The organism is Rhodococcus sp. BP-332 (genome assembly GCF_019836065.1).
Taxonomy (GTDB): domain Bacteria; phylum Actinomycetota; class Actinomycetes; order Mycobacteriales; family Mycobacteriaceae; genus Rhodococcoides.
Window position 1 is genome coordinate 161,664 of sequence record NZ_JABUEC010000005.1, and the last position, 18,479, is coordinate 180,142.

Annotated in this window: 20 protein-coding genes; 6 read left to right on the forward strand and 14 right to left on the reverse strand. The window is 68.1% G+C overall.

The window, feature by feature from the left end; translation table 11 throughout:
* Positions 1–7: 7 nt before the first annotated feature.
* Together HQ314_RS19010 and HQ314_RS19015 are read left to right on the forward strand one after the other, a co-directional pair.
* Complete coding sequence (locus HQ314_RS19010) at positions 8–1,204, forward strand: CaiB/BaiF CoA-transferase family protein (protein ID WP_222639630.1); 1,197 nt, start codon at positions 8–10, stop codon at positions 1,202–1,204.
* Positions 1,201–2,187, forward strand: a complete 987-nt coding sequence (locus HQ314_RS19015; RefSeq protein ID WP_222627972.1) for a D-glycerate dehydrogenase — start codon at positions 1,201–1,203, stop codon at positions 2,185–2,187. The genes HQ314_RS19010 and HQ314_RS19015 overlap by 4 nt, the downstream gene beginning before the upstream one ends.
* A gap of 9 nt (positions 2,188–2,196) precedes the next feature.
* On the opposite strand, the gene HQ314_RS19020 is transcribed toward HQ314_RS19015, so the two are convergent.
* The 6 genes from HQ314_RS19020 to HQ314_RS19045 all read right to left on the reverse strand — a co-directional run bounded on the left by HQ314_RS19020 (position 2,197) and on the right by HQ314_RS19045 (position 7,028).
* The gene (locus HQ314_RS19020) at positions 2,197–2,550 is read right to left on the reverse strand and encodes a hypothetical protein (RefSeq protein WP_056446591.1); all 354 of its coding nucleotides are present in this window, start codon (positions 2,548–2,550) and stop codon (positions 2,197–2,199) included.
* On the reverse strand, positions 2,547–2,900 hold the full coding sequence (locus tag HQ314_RS19025) for a TetR/AcrR family transcriptional regulator (RefSeq protein ID WP_222650932.1): 354 nt from the start codon (positions 2,898–2,900) through the stop codon (positions 2,547–2,549). Before HQ314_RS19025 ends, HQ314_RS19020 begins: the two co-directional genes overlap by 4 nt.
* Before the next feature lie 18 nt (positions 2,901–2,918).
* The gene (locus HQ314_RS19030; RefSeq protein ID WP_222650933.1) at positions 2,919–3,980 is read right to left on the reverse strand and encodes a low specificity L-threonine aldolase; all 1,062 of its coding nucleotides are present in this window, start codon (positions 3,978–3,980) and stop codon (positions 2,919–2,921) included.
* Between the two features lie 28 nt (positions 3,981–4,008).
* A complete protein-coding gene (locus HQ314_RS19035; protein WP_222639623.1) occupies positions 4,009–5,079 on the reverse strand; it encodes an amidohydrolase family protein in 1,071 nt (356 codons plus the stop codon).
* Positions 5,080–5,178: 99 nt separating this feature from the next.
* Complete coding sequence (locus HQ314_RS19040) at positions 5,179–6,240, reverse strand: hypothetical protein (protein WP_222650934.1); 1,062 nt, start codon at positions 6,238–6,240, stop codon at positions 5,179–5,181.
* A gap of 92 nt (positions 6,241–6,332) precedes the next feature.
* Positions 6,333–7,028, reverse strand: coding sequence for a FadR/GntR family transcriptional regulator (locus HQ314_RS19045; protein ID WP_222627962.1), 696 nt, complete (start codon positions 7,026–7,028; stop codon positions 6,333–6,335).
* Between the two features lie 208 nt (positions 7,029–7,236).
* Here HQ314_RS19045 and HQ314_RS19050 point away from each other — a divergent pair, with 208 nt between their 5' ends.
* The 3 genes from HQ314_RS19050 (at position 7,237) to HQ314_RS19060 (ending at position 11,433) form a co-directional block, all read left to right on the forward strand.
* The gene (locus HQ314_RS19050) at positions 7,237–8,610 is read left to right on the forward strand and encodes an SLC13 family permease (RefSeq protein WP_222627960.1); all 1,374 of its coding nucleotides are present in this window, start codon (positions 7,237–7,239) and stop codon (positions 8,608–8,610) included.
* Between the two features lie 112 nt (positions 8,611–8,722).
* The gene (locus HQ314_RS19055) at positions 8,723–9,931 is read left to right on the forward strand and encodes a CaiB/BaiF CoA-transferase family protein (protein ID WP_222627958.1); all 1,209 of its coding nucleotides are present in this window, start codon (positions 8,723–8,725) and stop codon (positions 9,929–9,931) included.
* Positions 9,931–11,433 (forward strand): carboxyl transferase domain-containing protein, encoded by a 1,503-nt coding sequence (locus HQ314_RS19060; RefSeq protein WP_222629238.1) that lies wholly within the window; start codon positions 9,931–9,933, stop codon positions 11,431–11,433. Before HQ314_RS19055 ends, HQ314_RS19060 begins: the two co-directional genes overlap by 1 nt.
* Before the next feature lie 12 nt (positions 11,434–11,445).
* On the opposite strand, the gene HQ314_RS19065 is transcribed toward HQ314_RS19060, so the two are convergent.
* From HQ314_RS19065 to HQ314_RS19100, 8 genes are all read right to left on the reverse strand, one after another.
* A complete protein-coding gene (locus HQ314_RS19065) occupies positions 11,446–12,006 on the reverse strand; it encodes a hypothetical protein (protein ID WP_222639617.1) in 561 nt (186 codons plus the stop codon).
* A gap of 11 nt (positions 12,007–12,017) precedes the next feature.
* Positions 12,018–13,166 carry a zinc-dependent alcohol dehydrogenase gene (locus HQ314_RS19070; protein ID WP_222650935.1) on the reverse strand — a complete coding sequence of 383 codons (1,149 nt, stop codon included), beginning with the start codon at positions 13,164–13,166 and terminating at the stop codon, positions 12,018–12,020.
* A 78-nt stretch (positions 13,167–13,244) separates the two neighbouring features.
* Positions 13,245–13,454 carry a dodecin gene (locus tag HQ314_RS19075; protein WP_027504346.1) on the reverse strand — a complete coding sequence of 70 codons (210 nt, stop codon included), beginning with the start codon at positions 13,452–13,454 and terminating at the stop codon, positions 13,245–13,247.
* 289 nt (positions 13,455–13,743) lie between these two features.
* Positions 13,744–14,304 carry a pentapeptide repeat-containing protein gene (locus HQ314_RS19080; protein WP_231476201.1) on the reverse strand — a complete coding sequence of 187 codons (561 nt, stop codon included), beginning with the start codon at positions 14,302–14,304 and terminating at the stop codon, positions 13,744–13,746.
* Between the two features lie 189 nt (positions 14,305–14,493).
* Positions 14,494–15,108, reverse strand: a complete 615-nt coding sequence (locus HQ314_RS19085) for a MaoC family dehydratase N-terminal domain-containing protein (protein WP_051612996.1) — start codon at positions 15,106–15,108, stop codon at positions 14,494–14,496.
* A 252-nt stretch (positions 15,109–15,360) separates the two neighbouring features.
* The gene (locus tag HQ314_RS19090) at positions 15,361–16,038 is read right to left on the reverse strand and encodes a phosphodiesterase (protein ID WP_222650936.1); all 678 of its coding nucleotides are present in this window, start codon (positions 16,036–16,038) and stop codon (positions 15,361–15,363) included.
* Positions 16,039–16,081: 43 nt separating this feature from the next.
* Positions 16,082–16,558 carry a VOC family protein gene (locus tag HQ314_RS19095; RefSeq protein ID WP_027504343.1) on the reverse strand — a complete coding sequence of 159 codons (477 nt, stop codon included), beginning with the start codon at positions 16,556–16,558 and terminating at the stop codon, positions 16,082–16,084.
* Positions 16,559–16,633: 75 nt separating this feature from the next.
* A complete protein-coding gene (locus tag HQ314_RS19100; protein ID WP_056447480.1) occupies positions 16,634–17,206 on the reverse strand; it encodes a TetR/AcrR family transcriptional regulator in 573 nt (190 codons plus the stop codon).
* Positions 17,207–17,312: 106 nt separating this feature from the next.
* On the opposite strand from HQ314_RS19100, the gene HQ314_RS19105 reads away from it, so the two are divergent.
* Complete coding sequence (locus HQ314_RS19105; RefSeq protein ID WP_222627948.1) at positions 17,313–18,449, forward strand: acyl-CoA dehydrogenase family protein; 1,137 nt, start codon at positions 17,313–17,315, stop codon at positions 18,447–18,449.
* Positions 18,450–18,479: the final 30 nt, after the last annotated feature.

Consider the following 18,479-nt stretch of genomic DNA (forward strand, 5'->3'; position numbering starts at 1 on the left):
GGACCCCATGTCGCTACCGCTGACCGGCATTCGAGTGCTGGAGCTCGGCAACTACATCGCCGCGCCGACCGCGGGACGCATGCTCGCGGACTTCGGCGCGGAGGTGATCAAGGTCGAGCGACCCGGCACCGGCGACGAGATCCGGAACTGGCGTCTCTATTCCGGTACCACGTCGATGTTGTACCGGACGATCAACCGCAACAAGAAGTCGATCGTGCTCGATCTGCGCACCGAGCAGGGGCGGCAGGACGTGCTGGATCTCGCCGCGCAGTGCGACATCGTGCTCGAGAACTTTCGGCCCGGCACTCTCGAGAAATGGGGACTCTCGCCGGAGCGGTTGAGCGAGAGGAACCCCGATCTCATCATCACCCGCATCTCCGCTTTCGGGCAGACCGGTCCGATGGCCGAGCGTCCGGGCTTCGCCGCCGTCGCGGAGGCCTACGGGGGATTTCGCAACCTCGTCGGCGACCCCGACCGACCACCGGTTCGCGTCGGAGTGTCGATCGGTGACTCCATCGCCGGCCTCTACGCCGCCTTCGGTTGTGTCATGGCTCTGTTCCGACGCCAGACCGCGTCGAGCGAGCTCTCGCTCGAGCAACGCTCGATCGACGTCGCGCTCAACGAGTCGATTCTGTCGATGATGGAATCGCTGGTACCCGACTACCTCGCCTACGGAGTGGAACGCGAACGCACCGGTGGGCGGATGGAAGGCATCGCGCCCTCGAATGCGTACCCGTGCAACGACGGTCACTCGATCATCATCGCCGGCAACGGCGACGCCATCTTCCAGCGCTACATGGAGACGATCGGTCGGCCGGATCTCGGCGCGGATCCCGAGCTGTCCGCCAACGCCGGCCGCTGGCGACGTCGTGACGAACTGGACGCGGCCATCTCCGCCTGGACCATGCTGCACTCCCGCGACGAGGCGTTGGCGGTGCTCGATCGGGCCGGTGTGCCGTCGGGGCCCATCTACACGGCCGCCGACATCGTGCGGGATCCACAGTACCGAGCGCGCAACATGATTCAGACGTTCCCCGTGGACGTCGGTGGTGAGACTCCGGTGGACGTGGGTTTCGTCGGTGTGGTGCCCGTCATCGGCGACGCGTCCGTTCCCATCCGATCGCTCGGACCGGACCTCGGCGAGCACACCGCCGAAGTACTGCGGGAACTGTTGGGACGCACCGAGAGCGAGCACGACGCATGACACGGATTCTGGTCACCCTGCCGATTCCCGAACCAGGTATGGAGATTCTGCGCCGCGCCGCCGACGTCGACGTGATCGCGCTCGATCACGTCGCGCTGGCGGAGCGATGCGCCTCCGGCGACTACGACGTGGTGGTGGCCCAGCTCCGGGACCGGTTCGACAGCGCACTGCTCGCCGGTGCGCGGCTGCGTGGGATCTCCAACTACGCGGTGGGTGTCGACAACATCGACGTCGGCGCCGCCACCGTCCGAGGCATCGTCGTCGGGAACACTCCGGGCGTCCTGACGGACTCCACGGCGGACATCGCTCTCCTGCTGATGCTGGCCACCGCGCGTCGGGCGCTCGAGGCGGACCGGACGGTGCGCGCCGGTGAGTTCACCGGATGGGCACCGGACCTGATGCTCGGCACGGACGTGTCCGGACGGGTGCTGGGACTGGCCGGATTCGGGCGCATCGCTCGCGCGACGGCGCGGCGCGCTCTCGGATTCGGTATGACGGTGCGGTTCTGCCCACGGCCCCCGTCCGACAGGCCCGTCGACGATGCGGAGCTCGACGAGTTCGGCGGTCGCGTCGAGCACGTCTCGTGGGACGAGTTGGTGGCGACGAGCGACTTCCTGTCCCTGCACGTTCCGCTGACCGAGGCGACGTACCACCTCGTCGATGCTCGGGTTCTCGGCGCGATGAAGACCTCCGCGATTCTGGTGAACACCGCGCGCGGGCCGGTGGTCGACGAGTCCGCTCTGGTGGAGGCGTTGCGGGACGGCGTGATCGCCGGTGCGGGGCTCGACGTCTACGAGGACGAACCGGCCACGGCACCCGGCCTGTCGGAGCTGGCCAACACCGTGCTGCTGCCGCACGTCGGGAGCGCGACGGTGTCGGTGCGGAGCGAGATGGCGCGTCTGTGCGCGGAGAACGCCGTCGCGATGGCCGCCGGCACGATGCCGCCCCACGCCGTCAATCCGGAGGCATGGGCGGACCTGTGAGAACTACAACTAGGTCGCGAGTGCGGCGTTGACCGCGTTCTCCGTTCGGGTCGGATCGTCCACCGTCAGGACGAGTCGATCGAACCGTCCGGTGCCGTCGAGCTCGATCACAATGTTGCGCACCGGGTCCCCGACGTTCCAGAACACTTTCTCGCCGTCACGATGGAAGGTGCCGGCGTACTTTCCCGGTATCGAGAGGCCCGGAGCCCTGATGCCCCTGGGCTCACGCCGTACACCGGTGTCGACGGTGGCGCCCTTCACCTCGGACAGCGGAATGTCGAGTCGGCGCGTGAAGCTCCAGAGCTTGTCGAGGCCGCGTGGTTCGACGACCAGTCGGCCGTCGACGATGGTCACGGTGTTCATGCTGTGCCCTTTCTCTCGATGCAGGCGCGCGTGAGTACCGCGTCGCCCAGTGCTTGTGCGTCGATGTTCTCGGCAACCAACTTCTCGTGAATCTCCTGCCTCACCGAGGGATCGGAGGGGGCCAGATCCATGAGAGCGACGAGAAGCAGAGGCATCGTGGAGTGCGTCGAGCGCAGTGCGGTGAGGAACAGTCCGCGCTTGCTTCCGAACGCGTTGTAGAGGCTCGCCCGTCGGATGCCGACGGCGTCGAGGATCTGATCGACGGACGCGCCGGTGTAACCGTGACGGACGAACGTGTCGACGGCGGCCGCGAGCACAGTGTCCGTGTCGAACTCGCGCGGTCTCGGCATGCACCCATTCTAGACTGATCAGTCAATAATGGCGAGCGCCCGCACGGCATCGACGAACGCGTCCACGTCGCGCGCAGTGTGCGCGAACGACGTCACGAGACGCACGACCCCCGGCTCCCACCGGTCGTCGTAGAACGTGAATCCGCGGTCGTGCAGTGCCTGTGTCAGAGCAGCGGGGAAGCGGAAGTAGGACATGTTCGCCGACGCGTCGCCCACGACCTCGATGCCCCCGATCTGTCGGAGCCCGTCTCGGAGCCGCGCGGCCATCGCGTTGGCGTTCCGCGCATGACGCATCCAGAGGTCGTTCTCCAGGTACGCGACCAGTTGCGCGCTCTGGAACCGCATCTTGGACGTCAGCTGGCCACCGCGCTTGTGTCGGAACGCCAGTTCGGTGGACAACGAGGGATCGAACGACACGATGGCCTCGGCGGTCATCGTGCCGTTCTTCGTCGCGCCGAAGGACAGGATGTCCACGCCTGCTCGCCAGGTCATCTCGGCCGGCGTGCACTCGAGGGCCACGAGCGCGTTGGCGAACCGGGCGCCGTCCATGTGCACGCGGAGTCCGGCATCGTGCCCGATGGTCGACACCTCACGCACCTCGTCGAGGGTGTGGACGCTGCCCGTCTCGGTGACCTGCGTGAGGCTCACCACCGACGGCTGGACACTGTGGACGTCGCCGCGTCGTCGCACGACCGCGGCGCGCAGTGCGGTGGGATCCATCGTCGAACGGGGGCCGTCCACGAGGACGATCTTGGCGCCGTCGGTGAAGAACTCCGGAGCGCCGGCCTCGTCGTTGGTGATGTGGCCGTCGGGATGAGTGAGGATGCTGCCCCACGGCGGTGTACACGCGGCCAGCGCCAGTCCGTTGGCCGCCGAACCGGTTCCGACGACGAACACGTCGACGGGACGCTCGAAGACGTCGGCCATCAGCGTCGTGAGACGAGCGGACGTCGGATCGTTGCCGTACGGGGCTGCGAGCCCGGTCGATGCCTCCGCCATGGCCGCGAGGATCTCCGGGGCGGTGCCCGCGGCGTTGTCGCTGAGATATCCGGTGAGTGGGGCAGTGGTGCTCGTGGCCATACCCCCATGGTGGCAGAACCTCGACCGGCTACCGCAGCTCCGCCGCCAGCCGAGGGAGCAGCGCGAGGGGATTGGCGCGTTCCACCCGTGCCCGGCCGTCGCCGTCGAACACGTCGGACAGGCCGGGGGCCGGGTCGTCCGTGTCCGAGGCGGAGTAGGTGAGTCCGCTGAAGGGCCAGTCGGTTCCGAAGACGATGTGGTCGATGTCGGTCACTTCGAGCACCGATCGCAGCGACGACGCCGAGGCGGACAGTGCGGTGTCGTAATGGAAGCGTCGCAGTGCACCCTCGAGGCCGAGCAGCGACACGGACGGGATCTGATCCGGTGCGACGGCGCGGGGCGCATTCAGCCGCGTGGCGAGGTACGGCAGGCAACCACCCGCGTGAGCGAGGACGAAGCGGATGTTCGGATACCGGTCGAGGGTGCCGGCCGCGATCATCTCGACCGCGGTCCGTGTGGTCTCGAACGGGAACTCGAGGAGGAAGCTCGGAAGCGGCAGTGGGGGAGCCGAACCCGCGGGGAGCTCGCCGGGGTGCACGAAGACGAGGGCGGACCGCGCGTCGAGCAACGCCATGATCGGCTCGAAGCGTGGGTCACCGAGGTAGATGCCGTCGTACGACGACAGCAGTGCCACCCCGTCCATTCCCAGCACGTCCAGGCCGTACGCGATCTCGGCGAGGGACGCCGGCACGTCCGGAAGTGGCACGGTGACCAGGGAGCCGAAACGAGTGGGATGCAGTCGAACCTGGTCGGCCGCGTAGTCGTTGCAGGAGCGCGCGAGGCGCACCGCCTCGAGGCCGCGCACGAACCGTACTCCGGGGTCGGAGATCGAGAGCACCTGGGCCGCGATGCCGAACTCGTCCATGAACGCGAGAGCGGACTCCGGCGACCACGCGGGCAGCGGTAGGCCGCCCGGAACCAGAAGCCCGGCGCGCAGCACGGCCTCCCGATACATCGGCGGGATCATGTGCGCGTGTAGGTCCACTCGATACGCGCCTGTGGGAGCGGCCGAGGCCGTCGGTCCCGTGGCCGCGAGCAGCCCCGTGCCGAGCACGCCTCCGCCGATCAGAGTCTGCAGAGCCTGTCGTCGTGTCGCCATCGTCGTTCCCCCCGTGTGCGGAAGCCGTCCCCCCGGCTCTGCGGCAACGTAACAGGCGTCGGTGCCACTCCTGATGTTTTCATCGGAATTCGGGACCGGTCACGAGTCGACGTGGTCCTGCGTGTCGTCCAGTCGGCCGGCAGCTGCGCGTCGACGAAGGACCTCGCGGTGTCCGAACGTCGCACGGAGAATCTGCTCCCGGTCGGCCACGGTGCTGCCGACGGCGCCCGCCACGGTGCCGAGTGATGCCGAGAGCCAGGCCAGGCGAACGTAATCGGAGAGGTTCGCCGCACGCCCGATCTGTTCGGACAGGAACGACGGAGAGATCACCACCGCGGCCGCCGCGCCGACCACCGCGAACAGGACCGCGTACATGACGGCCACCCCGGACACGACCGTACCGAGGGTGGCGAGGTTGTACATCGTGCGATCGAACCCACGCTCGCGTCGAGCGCGCCTCTCCCACAGTCCGTTCGGCACGATGAGCCATGTCGTCACGGCCACGAGGGCGGTGGCGGACACCGCTGACAGACGCACGATCGACATCGAGGCCGCCATCTGCCAGATGCTCGAGTAGAAGAGGCCGAACGCGGACGTCGCGGTCGCCGCGGCGAGTGCGCCGGACAACGTCGGCATCAACCGCCACGGGCGGTTGGTGCGGATCATGCCCGCGACCACTCGCGCTCGTCCCGCCAGGGCGGGCGCCACCAGGGCGTCGTGGCCGGAGACGGTGGACCAGTGCGCGAGACCCGTGGCGGGATCGGGCCTGTCGACACCGGTGGCGTCGCGTAGCGCTTCCAGCGCGGCCAGCGTGACGGCGCGCGCCCGCGGCGCGACTCGGTGGGTCCCGAACGACGGAACGTAGACGACCACCATCGACGGCCCGACGATCTCGGCGAGTACGGGGCGGGACCGCACGCGCCGCGGTATCTCGGACACGCACACGGTGAGGATGTCCTCGCTGCCCCCGGTATGGCCGAGCAGGGACGCCCACGTGTCGAGATCGGGGCTGCCGCTCTGCACCGGTGGCAGCGGGATCGTGATCCTCTCGACGCCGAGCACGTCCCCGTCGCGCGTGGCCGATCCGTCGAGGCCCACGACCACGGAATCGGCGACGGTGGCGGCGAAGCCGGGATCGGACGCGACTCTGACGACGGGCATCCTGGTCGGCTACCCGTGTCGGTCGTTCGGAAACGGCGCGGCGGCGACTCCAGCCCTTGCGTCGCGGCCTCTCTCGCGCGAGACCGCGCTCGCTAGCGTTCGGCCCGAAGTAGTTCCACGTCGGAGACCAGGCGGATGTGATCGGCCATCGCACGTCCGGCTTCCACGGTGTCCTCGCGCCGGATGGCCTCGGCGATACGCCGATGACCTTCGAGAGACGATCGTGGGCGATCCGATTGCGACAGCGACTCGATGCGGGTCTCGCGAATCAGTTCGGCGATCTCGCCCATCAACCGGGCGAGGAGCGGGGAATGCGCCGCGGCCGTCACGGCCCGGTGGAACAGTTCGTCCCCCGACACTCCTCGCTCACCGCCGGAGATCTCCGCCTCCATGACGTCCAGGGCGTGGTCGATGGCGCGCATCTCGTCGTCACTGCGCCGGGCCGCGGCCAGTTCGGCCAGTTTGACCTCGAGTGCCTCACGCGCCTCGATGACCTCGGGAAGGCGATCGGCGTGCTCGCGGAGCGCCCGAATGGCCATGTCGCCCACCGGTCTACGAACCAGTACTGCTCCGTCGCCGTGCCGCACGGACAGGATGCCCTGCACCTCGAGAGCCACCAGGGCCTGGCTGAGGGACGCGCGACTGACGCCGAGCTGGCCGGCGAGTTCGCGCTCGGCCGGCAATCGTTCGCCGACCTGCATGTCGCGCGCCGCGATGTGGTCGCACAACTGCTCGACGATCACCTCGTACAACCGCGGGCGGTTCACCGGACGGATCTGGTCGGCCACTGGGTCACCCGTTCTCTGCGTCACTCGTGCTCTGCTCCACTCACCCACAGAGTAGCGCCACCACGGCGTCGTTACTCCGCCCACAGTGAGGGTTGACAGTGACTCAGTTCACTGCCAGAGTCATCGGTGTCTCAGTGGCTAGTCCACTTCGCCACTAACGCTCTCGGGCAGACGCCCGCGAGACACTCACACGGACCGGAGACCATCGATGTCGACCGAGTTGATACCCATTCTCGCGCTGGTCGTCATGTTCCTCGCAGCCACGGTGCTGCCGGTGAACATGGGCGCCCTGGGCTTCGTCGCAGCGTTCCTCGTCGGCACGCTCGCCGTCGGCATGGACACGGACCAGATCATCGGGGGATTCCCGAGCAGTCTCTTCCTCACCCTCGTCGGCATCACGTATCTCTTCGCGATCGCCCAGAACAACGGCACCGTCGACCTCCTGGTCCGTGGCGCCGTACGACTCGTCGGGGGGAGGGTCGCGCTCATTCCGTGGGTGATGTTCGGTATCACCGGCGTTCTCACGGCGATCGGGGCACTGGGCCCCGCCGCCGTGGCGATCGTGGCACCCATCGCCCTCGGCTTCGCGGCGCGCTACAAGATCAATGCGCTGCTCATGGGCATGATGGTCATCCACGGTGCCCAGGCGGGCGGGTTCTCGCCGATCAGCATCTACGGCGTCACCGTCAACCGCATCGCGGCCGACGCCGGGCTCACCAACAGTCCGCTGACTCTGTTCCTCGGAAGTCTGCTGTTCAACGCGGCCATCGGAGCACTGCTCTTCACGTTCCTGGGCGGACGGTCGCTCATCGGGCGCAGCGTCCACGACGACGACGGTCTCAGGCCGGACGGCGATCCGGGTTCCGTGGGCGGCGGCACCACGCGGACGACCGTGATGCGCGGTTTCGGTGCGACGACGACCAAGCGTCCGTCCCAGACTGTCACCGTGGAGAACGCGCCTCCGCTGGCCACGGCGGTCAAGGCGATCACGCCCGATCAGATTCTCACCCTCGTGGGACTCGTGTCGCTGGCAGTCCTGTCGCTGATCCTCGATCTCGACGTGGGCTTCGTGTCCATGACGGTCGCGGTGGTGCTGGCACTGGCGTCGCCGAAGGCGCAGAAGGGTGCGATCAACCAGATCAGTTGGTCCACCGTCCTTCTGATCGGAGGAATTCTGACCTTCGTCGGGGTGCTGCAGGAAGCGGGCACGGTCGAGTACGTCGGTAACGCCGTCGCCGGCATCGGCATCCCGCTGCTCGTCGCCGTCCTGCTCTGCTACATCGGTGCGATCGTGTCCGCCTTCGCATCCTCCACCGCGATCCTGGGCGTCACCATTCCGCTGGCAGTGCCGTTCTTGCTGGCAGGTGAGGTGGGTGCCGTCGGCGTGATCGTCGCGCTCGCCATCTCGTCCACCATCGTCGACGTCAGCCCGTTCTCGACGAACGGCGCGTTGGTGCTCGCCAACGCGCAGGGCGTCGATCGCGACGTCTTCTACCGGCAGATTCTGAAGTACAGCGCGCTGGTCGTGGCCATCGGACCACTGGTGGCCTGGGCCGTGCTCGTCGTCCCCGGCTGGATGTAACCGCTCCGCCGACGCTCCGTTGACATCTCGTGGGCGTCGTGGTCTCCTTAATTGGCTAGGCCACTAGGTCACCGAACCAAAGCCACGCTCTCCGACAGGATCGAGAAACGCCATGCCTCTCAACACCACGGGCAGGACCGGCCCCCTCGACGGCACCGTCGTCGTCGATCTCACCCGCGCCCTCGCAGGACCGCACGCCGCGATGATGCTCGGCGATCTCGGTGCGGACGTCATCAAGATCGAATCGCCCAAGGGTGGTGACGACACCCGCGTGTGGGGCCCGCCCTTCGTCACACCGGAGCCGGGTGACGGTCACGCCGACCGCGAATCGACCTACTTCCTCTCCGCCAATCGGAACAAGCGGTCGATCGCCCTCGACCTCAAGACGGACGACGGTCGCGACGCCCTCGAGGCGATGATCGCCAAGGCCGACGTCCTGCTCGAGAACTTCCGCACCGGTGTTCTCGACCGGTTGGGATTCACGACCGAGCGACTGGCCGAGCTCAATCCCGGCCTGGTCGTGTTGTCCATCAGCGGTTTCGGCCACGACGGTCCGGAGGGCGGCCGCTCCGGCTACGACCAGATCGCACAGGGGGAGGCCGGCCTCATGTCCTTCACGGGCTCCGGGCCGGACGACGTCCAACGCGTGGGCGTTCCCATCGCCGACCTCCTGGCGGGCATGTACGGAGCTTTCGGAGTGCTCGCCGCACTTCGGGAACGAGATCGCACGGGGCGCGGAAAGGTGGTGCGCACCTCGCTTCTCGCGAGCGTCGTGGGAGTGCACGCCTTCCAGGGCACGAAGTGGACCGTCGCGGGGGAGATCGGACAGGCACAGGGCAATCACCACCCCTCCATCTGCCCGTACGGGCTGTTCCCGACCTCCGACGGCGCGGTGCAGATCTCGGTGGGCAGCGAGGGTCTGTGGCATCGCTTCTGCGACGGCTTCGGCATCGATCCGGACCTCGAGGGCATGGCCACCAACCCGCAGCGCGTCGGTAGCCGGGACGACGTCGTCGAGCTGGTGTCGAAGATCTTCCGCACGTACGAGACCGAGCCGCTGCTCGCTCTTCTCGACGAGATCGGCGTCCCGGCCGGCAAGGTGCGCAACGTCCAGGAAGTCTACGAATGGGAGCAGACCCGGTCGCAGGGTCTTCTCGTCGACGTCGAGCACGAGACGCTCGGGAAGGTGACGCTCCCCGGACCGCCGTTGCGCTTCTTCGACGCCGACGGAGCGGAGACCACCGAGACCCGGCACCTCGCTCCGCCCGTTCTGGGCGCCGACGAGGATCTGGTCCGCGCATGGTTGGCGGAGAGCGTCTGATGGCCGGCGTCGGTGCCCTCGCTCTGCTCGACATCGTGGTCGACGCGGGAAGTTTCGAGTCGTGGGACTCCACCCCGCACGATCATCCGGTCGACGAGGCGTACACCGCGGAACTCGCGGCGGCGCGGGAGAAGACCGGACTCGACGAGTCGGTGATCACCGGTGTCGCCACCATCTCCGGTCGGCGGGTGGCGATCCTGTTGTGCGAATTCCGTTTCCTCGGCGGTTCCATCGGGGTCGCGGCCGGGGAACGTCTGACGACGGCAGTACGCCGGGCGACCGCCGAGAGGCTTCCGCTGTTGGCGCTCCCGACGTCGGGCGGCACGCGAATGCAGGAGGGCACGGTGGCGTTCCTGCAGATGGTCAAGATCACGGCTGCGGTCACCGCCCACAAAGCGGCACATCTTCCGTACATCGTCTACCTCCGGCACCCCACCACCGGCGGAGTGTTCGCGTCCTGGGGATCGCTCGGTCACGTCACCATCGCCGAACCCGGTGCGCTGGTGGGGTTCCTCGGCCCGCGGGTGTACGAGGCCCTCTACGACACGCCGTTCCCGACGGGGGTGCAGACATCGGAGAACCTGCAGGCGCACGGACTCGTGGACGCGGTGAAGCGACCGGATCAACTCGGCGAGGTGGTGGATCGCGCTCTGCGCATCATGACGCTTCCGGCGGGGACACGCCCGCGGCCGGCGCCGGCGCCGGAGTGGTCGATCGACGACGTCCCGGCCTGGGACTCCATCGTGGCGTCCCGGCGGGCCGACCGCCCGGGTGTCCGCGAGCTGCTCTACAACGCGGCCTCGGACGTGCTGCCGCTCAACGGGACCGGGCAGGGTGAGACGGACCCCGGACTGATTCTCGCGCTGGTGCGTTTCGGCGACATGCCCTGTGTGCTGCTGGGGCAGGATCGCCGGGGCCAGACGCCGTTGACCCCGCTGGGTCCGGCAGCACTGCGTGAGGCGAGGCGGGGAATGCGCCTGGCTGCGGAACTACGACTGCCGTTGGTGACCGTGATCGACACCGCGGGCGCCGCGCTGTCGAAGGAGGCCGAGGAAGGTGGGCTCGGCGCGGAGATCGCGCGCTCCATCGCGGACATGGTCGATCTGGACACGCCGACCATCTCGGTGCTGCTCGGCCAGGGCACCGGTGGTGGCGCCCTCGCGCTGGTTCCGGCGGACCGCGTCCTGGCGGCACAGCACGCGTGGCTCTCTCCGTTGCCACCCGAAGGTGCGAGCGCCATCGTGCATCGCGACACCGCTCATGCCCCCGACATGGCTGTGCGCCAGGGTGTCCGGTCGCTCGACCTCCGTGGCGCCGGCATCGTGGATCTGATCGTGCCGGAGTATCCCGACGCCGCCGACGAGGTCCAGCCGTTCTGCGATCGCGTGGGTTCGGTGCTGCACCGGGAGCTGGCCGATCTGCTGGCAGAAGATCCGGACATGCGCAGGATCGCCCGGGAGAAGCGCTTCGACCGGATCGGTTCCGCCATGACGGCGGTGTGACGAGGAACCCTGTCAGCGCCTCCGGAGGGAGCGCACGATCGTGGTGGCCGCCACGCCCGCCAGAACCCACGGACCGCCGACGATGATCGGATCGATCCACGCGTGGTGCATGTCGACGCGGGTGGTTCCCCGCCTCGACCGCACCCCGTGGTGGGTGATCTCGGTGCGGATCCCGGTCTGCGTGATCGGGTTGTCGGGGTGCACGGTGGTCAGCGAACGCAGGTGGGATTCGACGGCGTCCACGCGGTCGCCCGCCAGGAGTAGCAGCCAGTGCGCCGCCCGGCCCTCGCTGTAGCGATAAGCGAACCGGCGCACGGCGCCGGACACCCCGCGCAGAGGTGCCGTCGTGCCGAAGACCGGCGGAAGAGTTCCGTGTTCGATGGATCGTTCGCGGGGACGCAGCTCGGGTTGACGCTCCGGGAAGTCCCAGTGCGCACCGGTCGCGCCGGGGTCGAATCGTTCTCGCGGCACGGACGGACGGTCTGCGGGATCGAGGTCGACACCCCATCCGGGTATTCGTGCGCGCAACTCGTCGTGGTCGGGTACGGGTGGGTGATCGGCACGGTAGACCATGGGTGGTCCTCTCAGCTCGCGTTCGGCAGCACGATCGGCTTGATGCAGCCGTCGAGCTTGGACGAGAAGATGTGGTAGCCGTCGGCGATGTGCTCCAACGGAATTCGATGGGTGATGATCTCGCTGGGCTTGATGTAGCCGTTACGAATGTGCGAGAACAAGCGTGGCCATTGGCGCTTGACGGGGCACTGGTTCATGCGCAGGGTCAGCCCCTTGTTCATCGCGTCGCCGAACTTGACCGCACTGAACATGGGCCCGTACGCGCCCACGACCGAGACCGTCCCGCCCTTGCGGACACTGTCGATGGCCCAATTGAGGGCGATGGGGGACCCGCCCTGGAGTGTGAGCTTCGCGGCGGTGACGTGCTGGAGGAAGTTCCCGTCGGCTTCGGCGCCCACCGCGTCGATCACGCGGTCCGCACCGAGATGGTCGGTGGCCCTCTTCATGGTCACCACGAGGTCGTCGTGCTCCGCGAAGTTGATCGTCTCGGCGTGGGCGAAGGTGCGGGCCTTGGCGAGACGGTTCTCGAGGTGGTCGACGACGATCACCCTGCCGGCGCCCATCAGCCACGCAGACGTGGCGGCGAACAGCCCGACGGGACCGGCTCCGAACACCGCCACGGTGTCACCCTCGACGATGTCCGCGAGCTGCGCGCCGAAGTATCCGGTGGCGAGGGCATCGGTGCACAGGAGCGCGTCCTCGTCGTCCATCCAGTCCGGGATGATCGAGGGCCCGACGTCGGCGAACGGTACCCGGACGTACTGTGCCTGACCTCCGTCGTACCCGCCGCATGTGTGGGAGTACCCGTAGATGCCGCCGACGGCCGTCGCATTCGGATTGACGTTGTGGCAGTTGGAGTACAGGCCGCGTGCGCAGAAGAAACACGACCCGCAGTACACGTTGAACGGCACCATGACCCGATCGCCCGGTGTCAGGTTCCGGACCGACGGCCCGACCTCCTCGACCACGCCGATGAACTCGTGACCGAACGTCGTCCCGATCCTGGTGTCCGGCATCATGCCGTGATACAGGTGGAGATCGGATCCACAGATGGCCGCCATCTCGACCCGGACGACGGCGTCGTTCGGATGCTCGATGGTCGGCATGTCCTTGTTCTGCACTCGGACCTTGTACGGGCCTCGATAAGTCATGGCTTTCACGCGGTGCGATCTACCCGGCCCGCGTGCGGGGAAACACCGAACAGGTGGGTGAATCTCGATTCGGTGCCCGCCGATCACTCAGTCGTCGAGTTTGAAGCCGACCTTCAGCGTCACCTGGAAGTGCGCGACCGCGCCGTTCTCGATGTGTCCGCGGGTCTCGGTGACCTCGAACCAGTCGAGCTCCCGCAGTGTGCTGCTCGCGCGGGAGATGGCCTTGCGGATGGCGTCGTCGACACCCTCCGTCGAGGTTCCGACGATCTCGGTGACGCGGTAGACGTTGTCGCTCATGGTGTGCCCTTCACTCGGTGACAGTTCCCCGTCATCGTGCGTCCTCGGGTGTCGTCCGGTCCAGGGTTCCGATCATCGCGGTTCGACGCGGTCGAGCACCTGTGTCCGTTTCGGAAGTGGGTGGCTCGGGTAGAAGACGTGCGGCGGCAGCGGCGGCGCGTGCGTCGGCGTGGACGCCCGGTGAGGTTGAGACCACAGCCTGCCGATGGAACGGCCTTCCCGCACGGACCACGCGGGCGGGGAGGCCGTTTCCGTCTCTTATTCGGAGTCGGGCGGAGGTCGGATCTACTCAGTCCGAGACGGTGAGACCGTGCGCGTGCACGTAGGCGAGTGCCTGGACCGTGTCGATGCGGGCTCCGTCGAGCACGGCCGACGTCCAGAACGTGGCATCGGCGATGCTGCCCCGCAGATCCGCATCGTTCAACCGGAGCCCGGAGGTGCGGGCACCGCCGAAGTCGACGCCGCGGAGCGTGGCCTTGCGGAGATCGGTCCCGACGAGGTTGGCGTCACGCAGGCGCGCCCCGGTGAGGTCGAGTCCGCGGAGGTCGAGACCGCCGAGCGAGGTGAGCATGAGGTCGACCTCGTCGAAGACCGCGGGCGTGATGCGCGAGTCCGCGATGGCGGAACCGAGGAACGATGTGCTGCGAAAAGTGCTGTGCCACAATCGGCTCCGCCGGAACTCGCAGTTGCGGAAGGCCGACCCGATGTGCGTCGAGTCCGTCAGATCCACGCCGGAGAAGTCGCAGTCGGTGAAGACGACACCGTGGGTGGTCAGACCGCCGAGGTCCGCGTCGATGAAGCTGCAGGACGTGTACGAACGCCTGTCCCACCGCTGGCCGTGTGCGTCGATCTCGTTGTAGTTCTCGTCCTCGAACGACCGGTCGGCGAATTCGTCCTCCACACGGGGGACTCTAGCGGGAAGGTCGGAGGCCGGTCGGGGTGTGGCGGGAAGGCCGGAGGCCGGTCGGGGTGTGGCGGGAAGACCGGAGGCCAATCGGGGTGTGGCGGGAAGGCCGGAGGCCGGTCGGAATGCAGGCGGTCAGGCGGTCGGGCGGGCGGTGGGGCCCATCCGCGGCACGCTGGCGGGGAGCACGGCGTCGACGAGAGCCGCCGCTCGCGGGTCCACGTCGGCATCGGTCCGGGCGATGAACGTCGTGGTGCTGGTGCACACGTCCTCGCCGTGCGACGTCAGATGGTTCTGGACCACCAGGATGTCGTTGCCCGCGAACTGGCGGATCGACAGCACCTGGAGAGTGGACACCAGCTGATCTCCCTGCATGACCGGGCGATGCAGAACGAAGCTCTGATCGGTCTGCATGACTGCCGTGATCTCGTACTCCACGAGGATGTGCGCGAAGAGATAGTCGATGGCGATGGATCCGACGACGCTCACGAAGGTCGCGGGCGCGACGAGTCCCTCGTATCCCAACTCGGCCGCAGCGGCCTCCTTGTGGTGCGCCGGATGTTCGTTCTGGATGGCGCGGGAGAGTTCGCGGATCTTCTCGCGGCCGACCTCGTAGTAGTCGGGGATGACGTAGGCGTGTCCGACCAGGCGGGAGCTGCGTTCGAACCGGTGATCGGGCTCGTGCGGAACGAGCGGGCGAGTCTCGTGAGCACCTGTCACGGAGTCGTCGGTCACCGAATTGCTGGTCACGTGGAGCCTTCCCCTGGGACGCGCCCACCCCCATCGGCACACGCGTATGTGAACAAATCCTACTTCGCGTGTGAATATCCACAAATGCGGCAGTCGAACCCCGTCGGTCGGGTGCGCGGGTGCGTGGTCGCCGCCGGCGTGCACGGGTTTCGTGAGGGGCACACCCTGTGCCGCGTGTCGACAGGGGTGTGGCGCGCTGAGTGGGGTGTGGGCGCGAGATCGGTCAGGGAACCTGAGTCGGTCGCATTCCGGTCAGGTGTCGGACCGGCCGCGTCGACTGTCGAGGTAGGCCCTCGCCCTGAGGGACCGCAGCCATTCCGGACCGGGCCGGACACTGTCGGGAGTGCGCCGGATCGGGTCGAACGACAGGTCGCCACCGGACTGGTCGACCGAGCCGAGCGTCAGTTCGGCCAGCGGGACGTACGCCCCGGTGCCCTCGGCCTGCTCGAACTCGAAGACCAGCGGCCTCGCACGTACAGCGTCGACGATGGAGTCCAGGGTGGGCAGCGGCGGCGCGGCGACGGCCCGCGCGCGGACCCACCACTGACCACCCTCGAACTGCAGCGGCATCAGCGTCGAGAAGGAGGCCGTCTCGAACGCGAGCACCGGGAGCGGAACGCACCGCCTCACGACCTCCCGCCCGGCGCTGGCAAGGAGGATGTCCCAGGCACCGTCGGCCCGGTCGGTCGGCGGGAGACGCAACGCGAGACCCGCGACGTCGGGAACCCGTCGGGGCAGCCCGAGCGCGGTGGACAGGCGCACCGTCACCTCGCACGTGCCCACAGGCAGTCCGGCGTCGCCCTCGGCGGTACGGCGCAGTGTGCCCGTCAGAACCTTCCCGTGGGGATGGAACAGCTTGGCGTGGCGCAGCGCCGACCCCAGCCCGAACGGCAGGGCGAGCGCGCGCACGGGCATCGACGTCTCGTTCACGCTCGGGGATTGCCCGGTGTGTGACGTGAGGAAACGTCGCCGCTCAGGCTCCGTCGTGGGCCTTCTGCAGGTCGGCGACCACGATCTTCGACATCGACAGCATGGCCTGCACGACGCGCTGGGACGCCGCCGGATCCGGGGTGCTCATCAGCTGCATCAGCTGGACCGGGACGATCTGCCAGGAGACCCCGAACTTGTCCTTGCACCAGGCGCACCGGCCCTCGGATCCACCGTCGGACGTGAGCGCGTTCCAGTAGCGGTCGACCTCTTCCTGCCCGTCGCAGCTGACAGCCATGGAGATCGCTTCGGTGAACGGGAACTGTGGCCCCCCGTTCAGGGCGTTGAATCGCTGACCGAAGAGCTCGAAGTCGACCATCATCGCGCGGCCCGGGGCGCCGGGTCCACCGTCGCCGTAGCGGCTGACGTTCAGTATCGCTCCCGTGCCGAACGTCGAGAGGTAGAACTCCGCGGCCTCCTCGGCCCGGTCGTCGAACCACAGTGTGGGGGTGATCTTCTGCATCGTGAGGTCCTTCGTCTTCGGATGGCGGAGCGAACTCGACCCGTCAGCCGTGTCGACTCCGGCCGACGGCGAAAGTCATCGCGCGATGCCGGCGGTCAGCAGTGTGGCCAGCTCCCGGTAGGCGGCGGCGTCGTCCAGACCCGTGCGACGGGCGAGGGCACGGCTCTGGATCGAGACCATCACGGACGCGGCGACGTCGGCGACGAACGCGGCGTGGACGTCCCGCACGTCGCCGGCGCGGACCCCGTCGTCGATGATGCCGCGGACTCGCTCGGCCGCGATGGCGGTGTTGCGTTCGTAGACGAGCCTCGACGGCTCGAAGTCGGCGAGGTCGGTCATGAACCGTTCCGACGCCGGCGCGAGTGCTTCACCGACCGCGCCCAGATACGCCGCGAGGCGCTCGCGGGTGCCCGTCGCGGCGTCGGAGGCCGCGTCCACGCGGACCGCTGCCGAGGTGAAGAAGTGCACCGCGGCGGAGCGGACGAGGTCGTCCTTGCTCGCGGCGAGGGTGTACAGCGTGCTCTTCGAGCACCGAAGGCGGGCGGCGATGTCGTCGAGAGTGAGGTGCGCGAAGCCTTCGGCCAGGAACAGGGCCACCACGGAATCGAAGAGCTGCGCGCGCCGCGCCGTCGCGTGAGCTGCTGTCATGGTGAGCGACAGTACTGCAGAACACCATGCAGTACTGTCGTAGTACTGAGGGGCCCGCTGCAGTACTGGTGCCGCCTCATCCGATCCGCGACCGAGACGAGGACCCATGGCTGTCGAACGACTGCTGCCGAACGACGACGCACGTGACCTTCTCCAGTTGACCCGCGACATCGCGGACAAGGTCCTCGACCCCATCGTCGACGAACACGAGAAGGCCGAGACCTATCCCGACGGCGTCTTCGCCACGCTCGGCGAGGCGGGGCTGCTCAGCCTGCCGTATCCGGAGGAGTGGGGCGGCGGCGGTCAGTCCTACGAGGTCTATCTGCAGGTGCTCGAGGAACTGGCGTCGCGCTGGGCCGCGGTGGCCGTCGCCGTGAGCGTGCACGGGCTCTCCTGCCACCCGCTGATGTCCTTCGGGTCGGAGGACCAGAAGTCGCGCTGGCTGCCGGACATGCTCGGTGGGCGCACGATCGGCGCCTACAGCCTCTCGGAGCCACAGGCCGGCAGCGACGCGGCCGCCCTCTCCTGCAAGGCCGTGGCCGGTCCGGACGGGTACACCGTCACCGGGTCGAAGGCCTGGATCACGCACGGCGGCAAGGCGGACTTCTACACGCTCTTCGCGCGCACCGGCGAGGGCTCGCGGGGCATCTCCTGCTTCCTCGTGCCCGCCGACCTCGAGGGGCTCTCCTTCGGAGCTCCGGAGGAGAAGATGGGGCTGCACGCGATACCCACGACGGCCGCCCACTACGACGGCGCGGTGCTGTCGGCAGATCGCCGCATCGGCGAGGAGGGGCAGGGGCTCGGCATCGCGTTCAGTGCCCTCGACGCCGGGAGGCTGGGCATCGCCGCCGTCGCCGTCGGCATCGCCCAGGCCGCGCTCGACGATGCCGTGGCCTATGCGCAGGAGCGAACGACGTTCGGCCGCAAGATCATCGATCATCAAGGGCTCGGGTTCGTGCTGGCCGACATGGCAGCGGCCGTGGACTCGGCCCGGGCTACGTACATCGACGCGGCACGCCGAAAGGATGCCGGACTGCCGTTCTCACGTCAGGCCTCCGTGGCCAAGCTCGTGGCGACGGACGCGGCGATGAAGGTGACGACCGACGGCGTGCAGGTGTTCGGAGGCTACGGGTACACCCGAGATTTCCGGGTCGAGCGGTACATGCGCGACGCCAAGATCACGCAGATCTTCGAGGGCACCAACCAGATCCAGCGTCTGGTGATCAGCCGGTCGCTGGCCTGACCCCCGTGCGCACTATGCGCATCCAGCGGT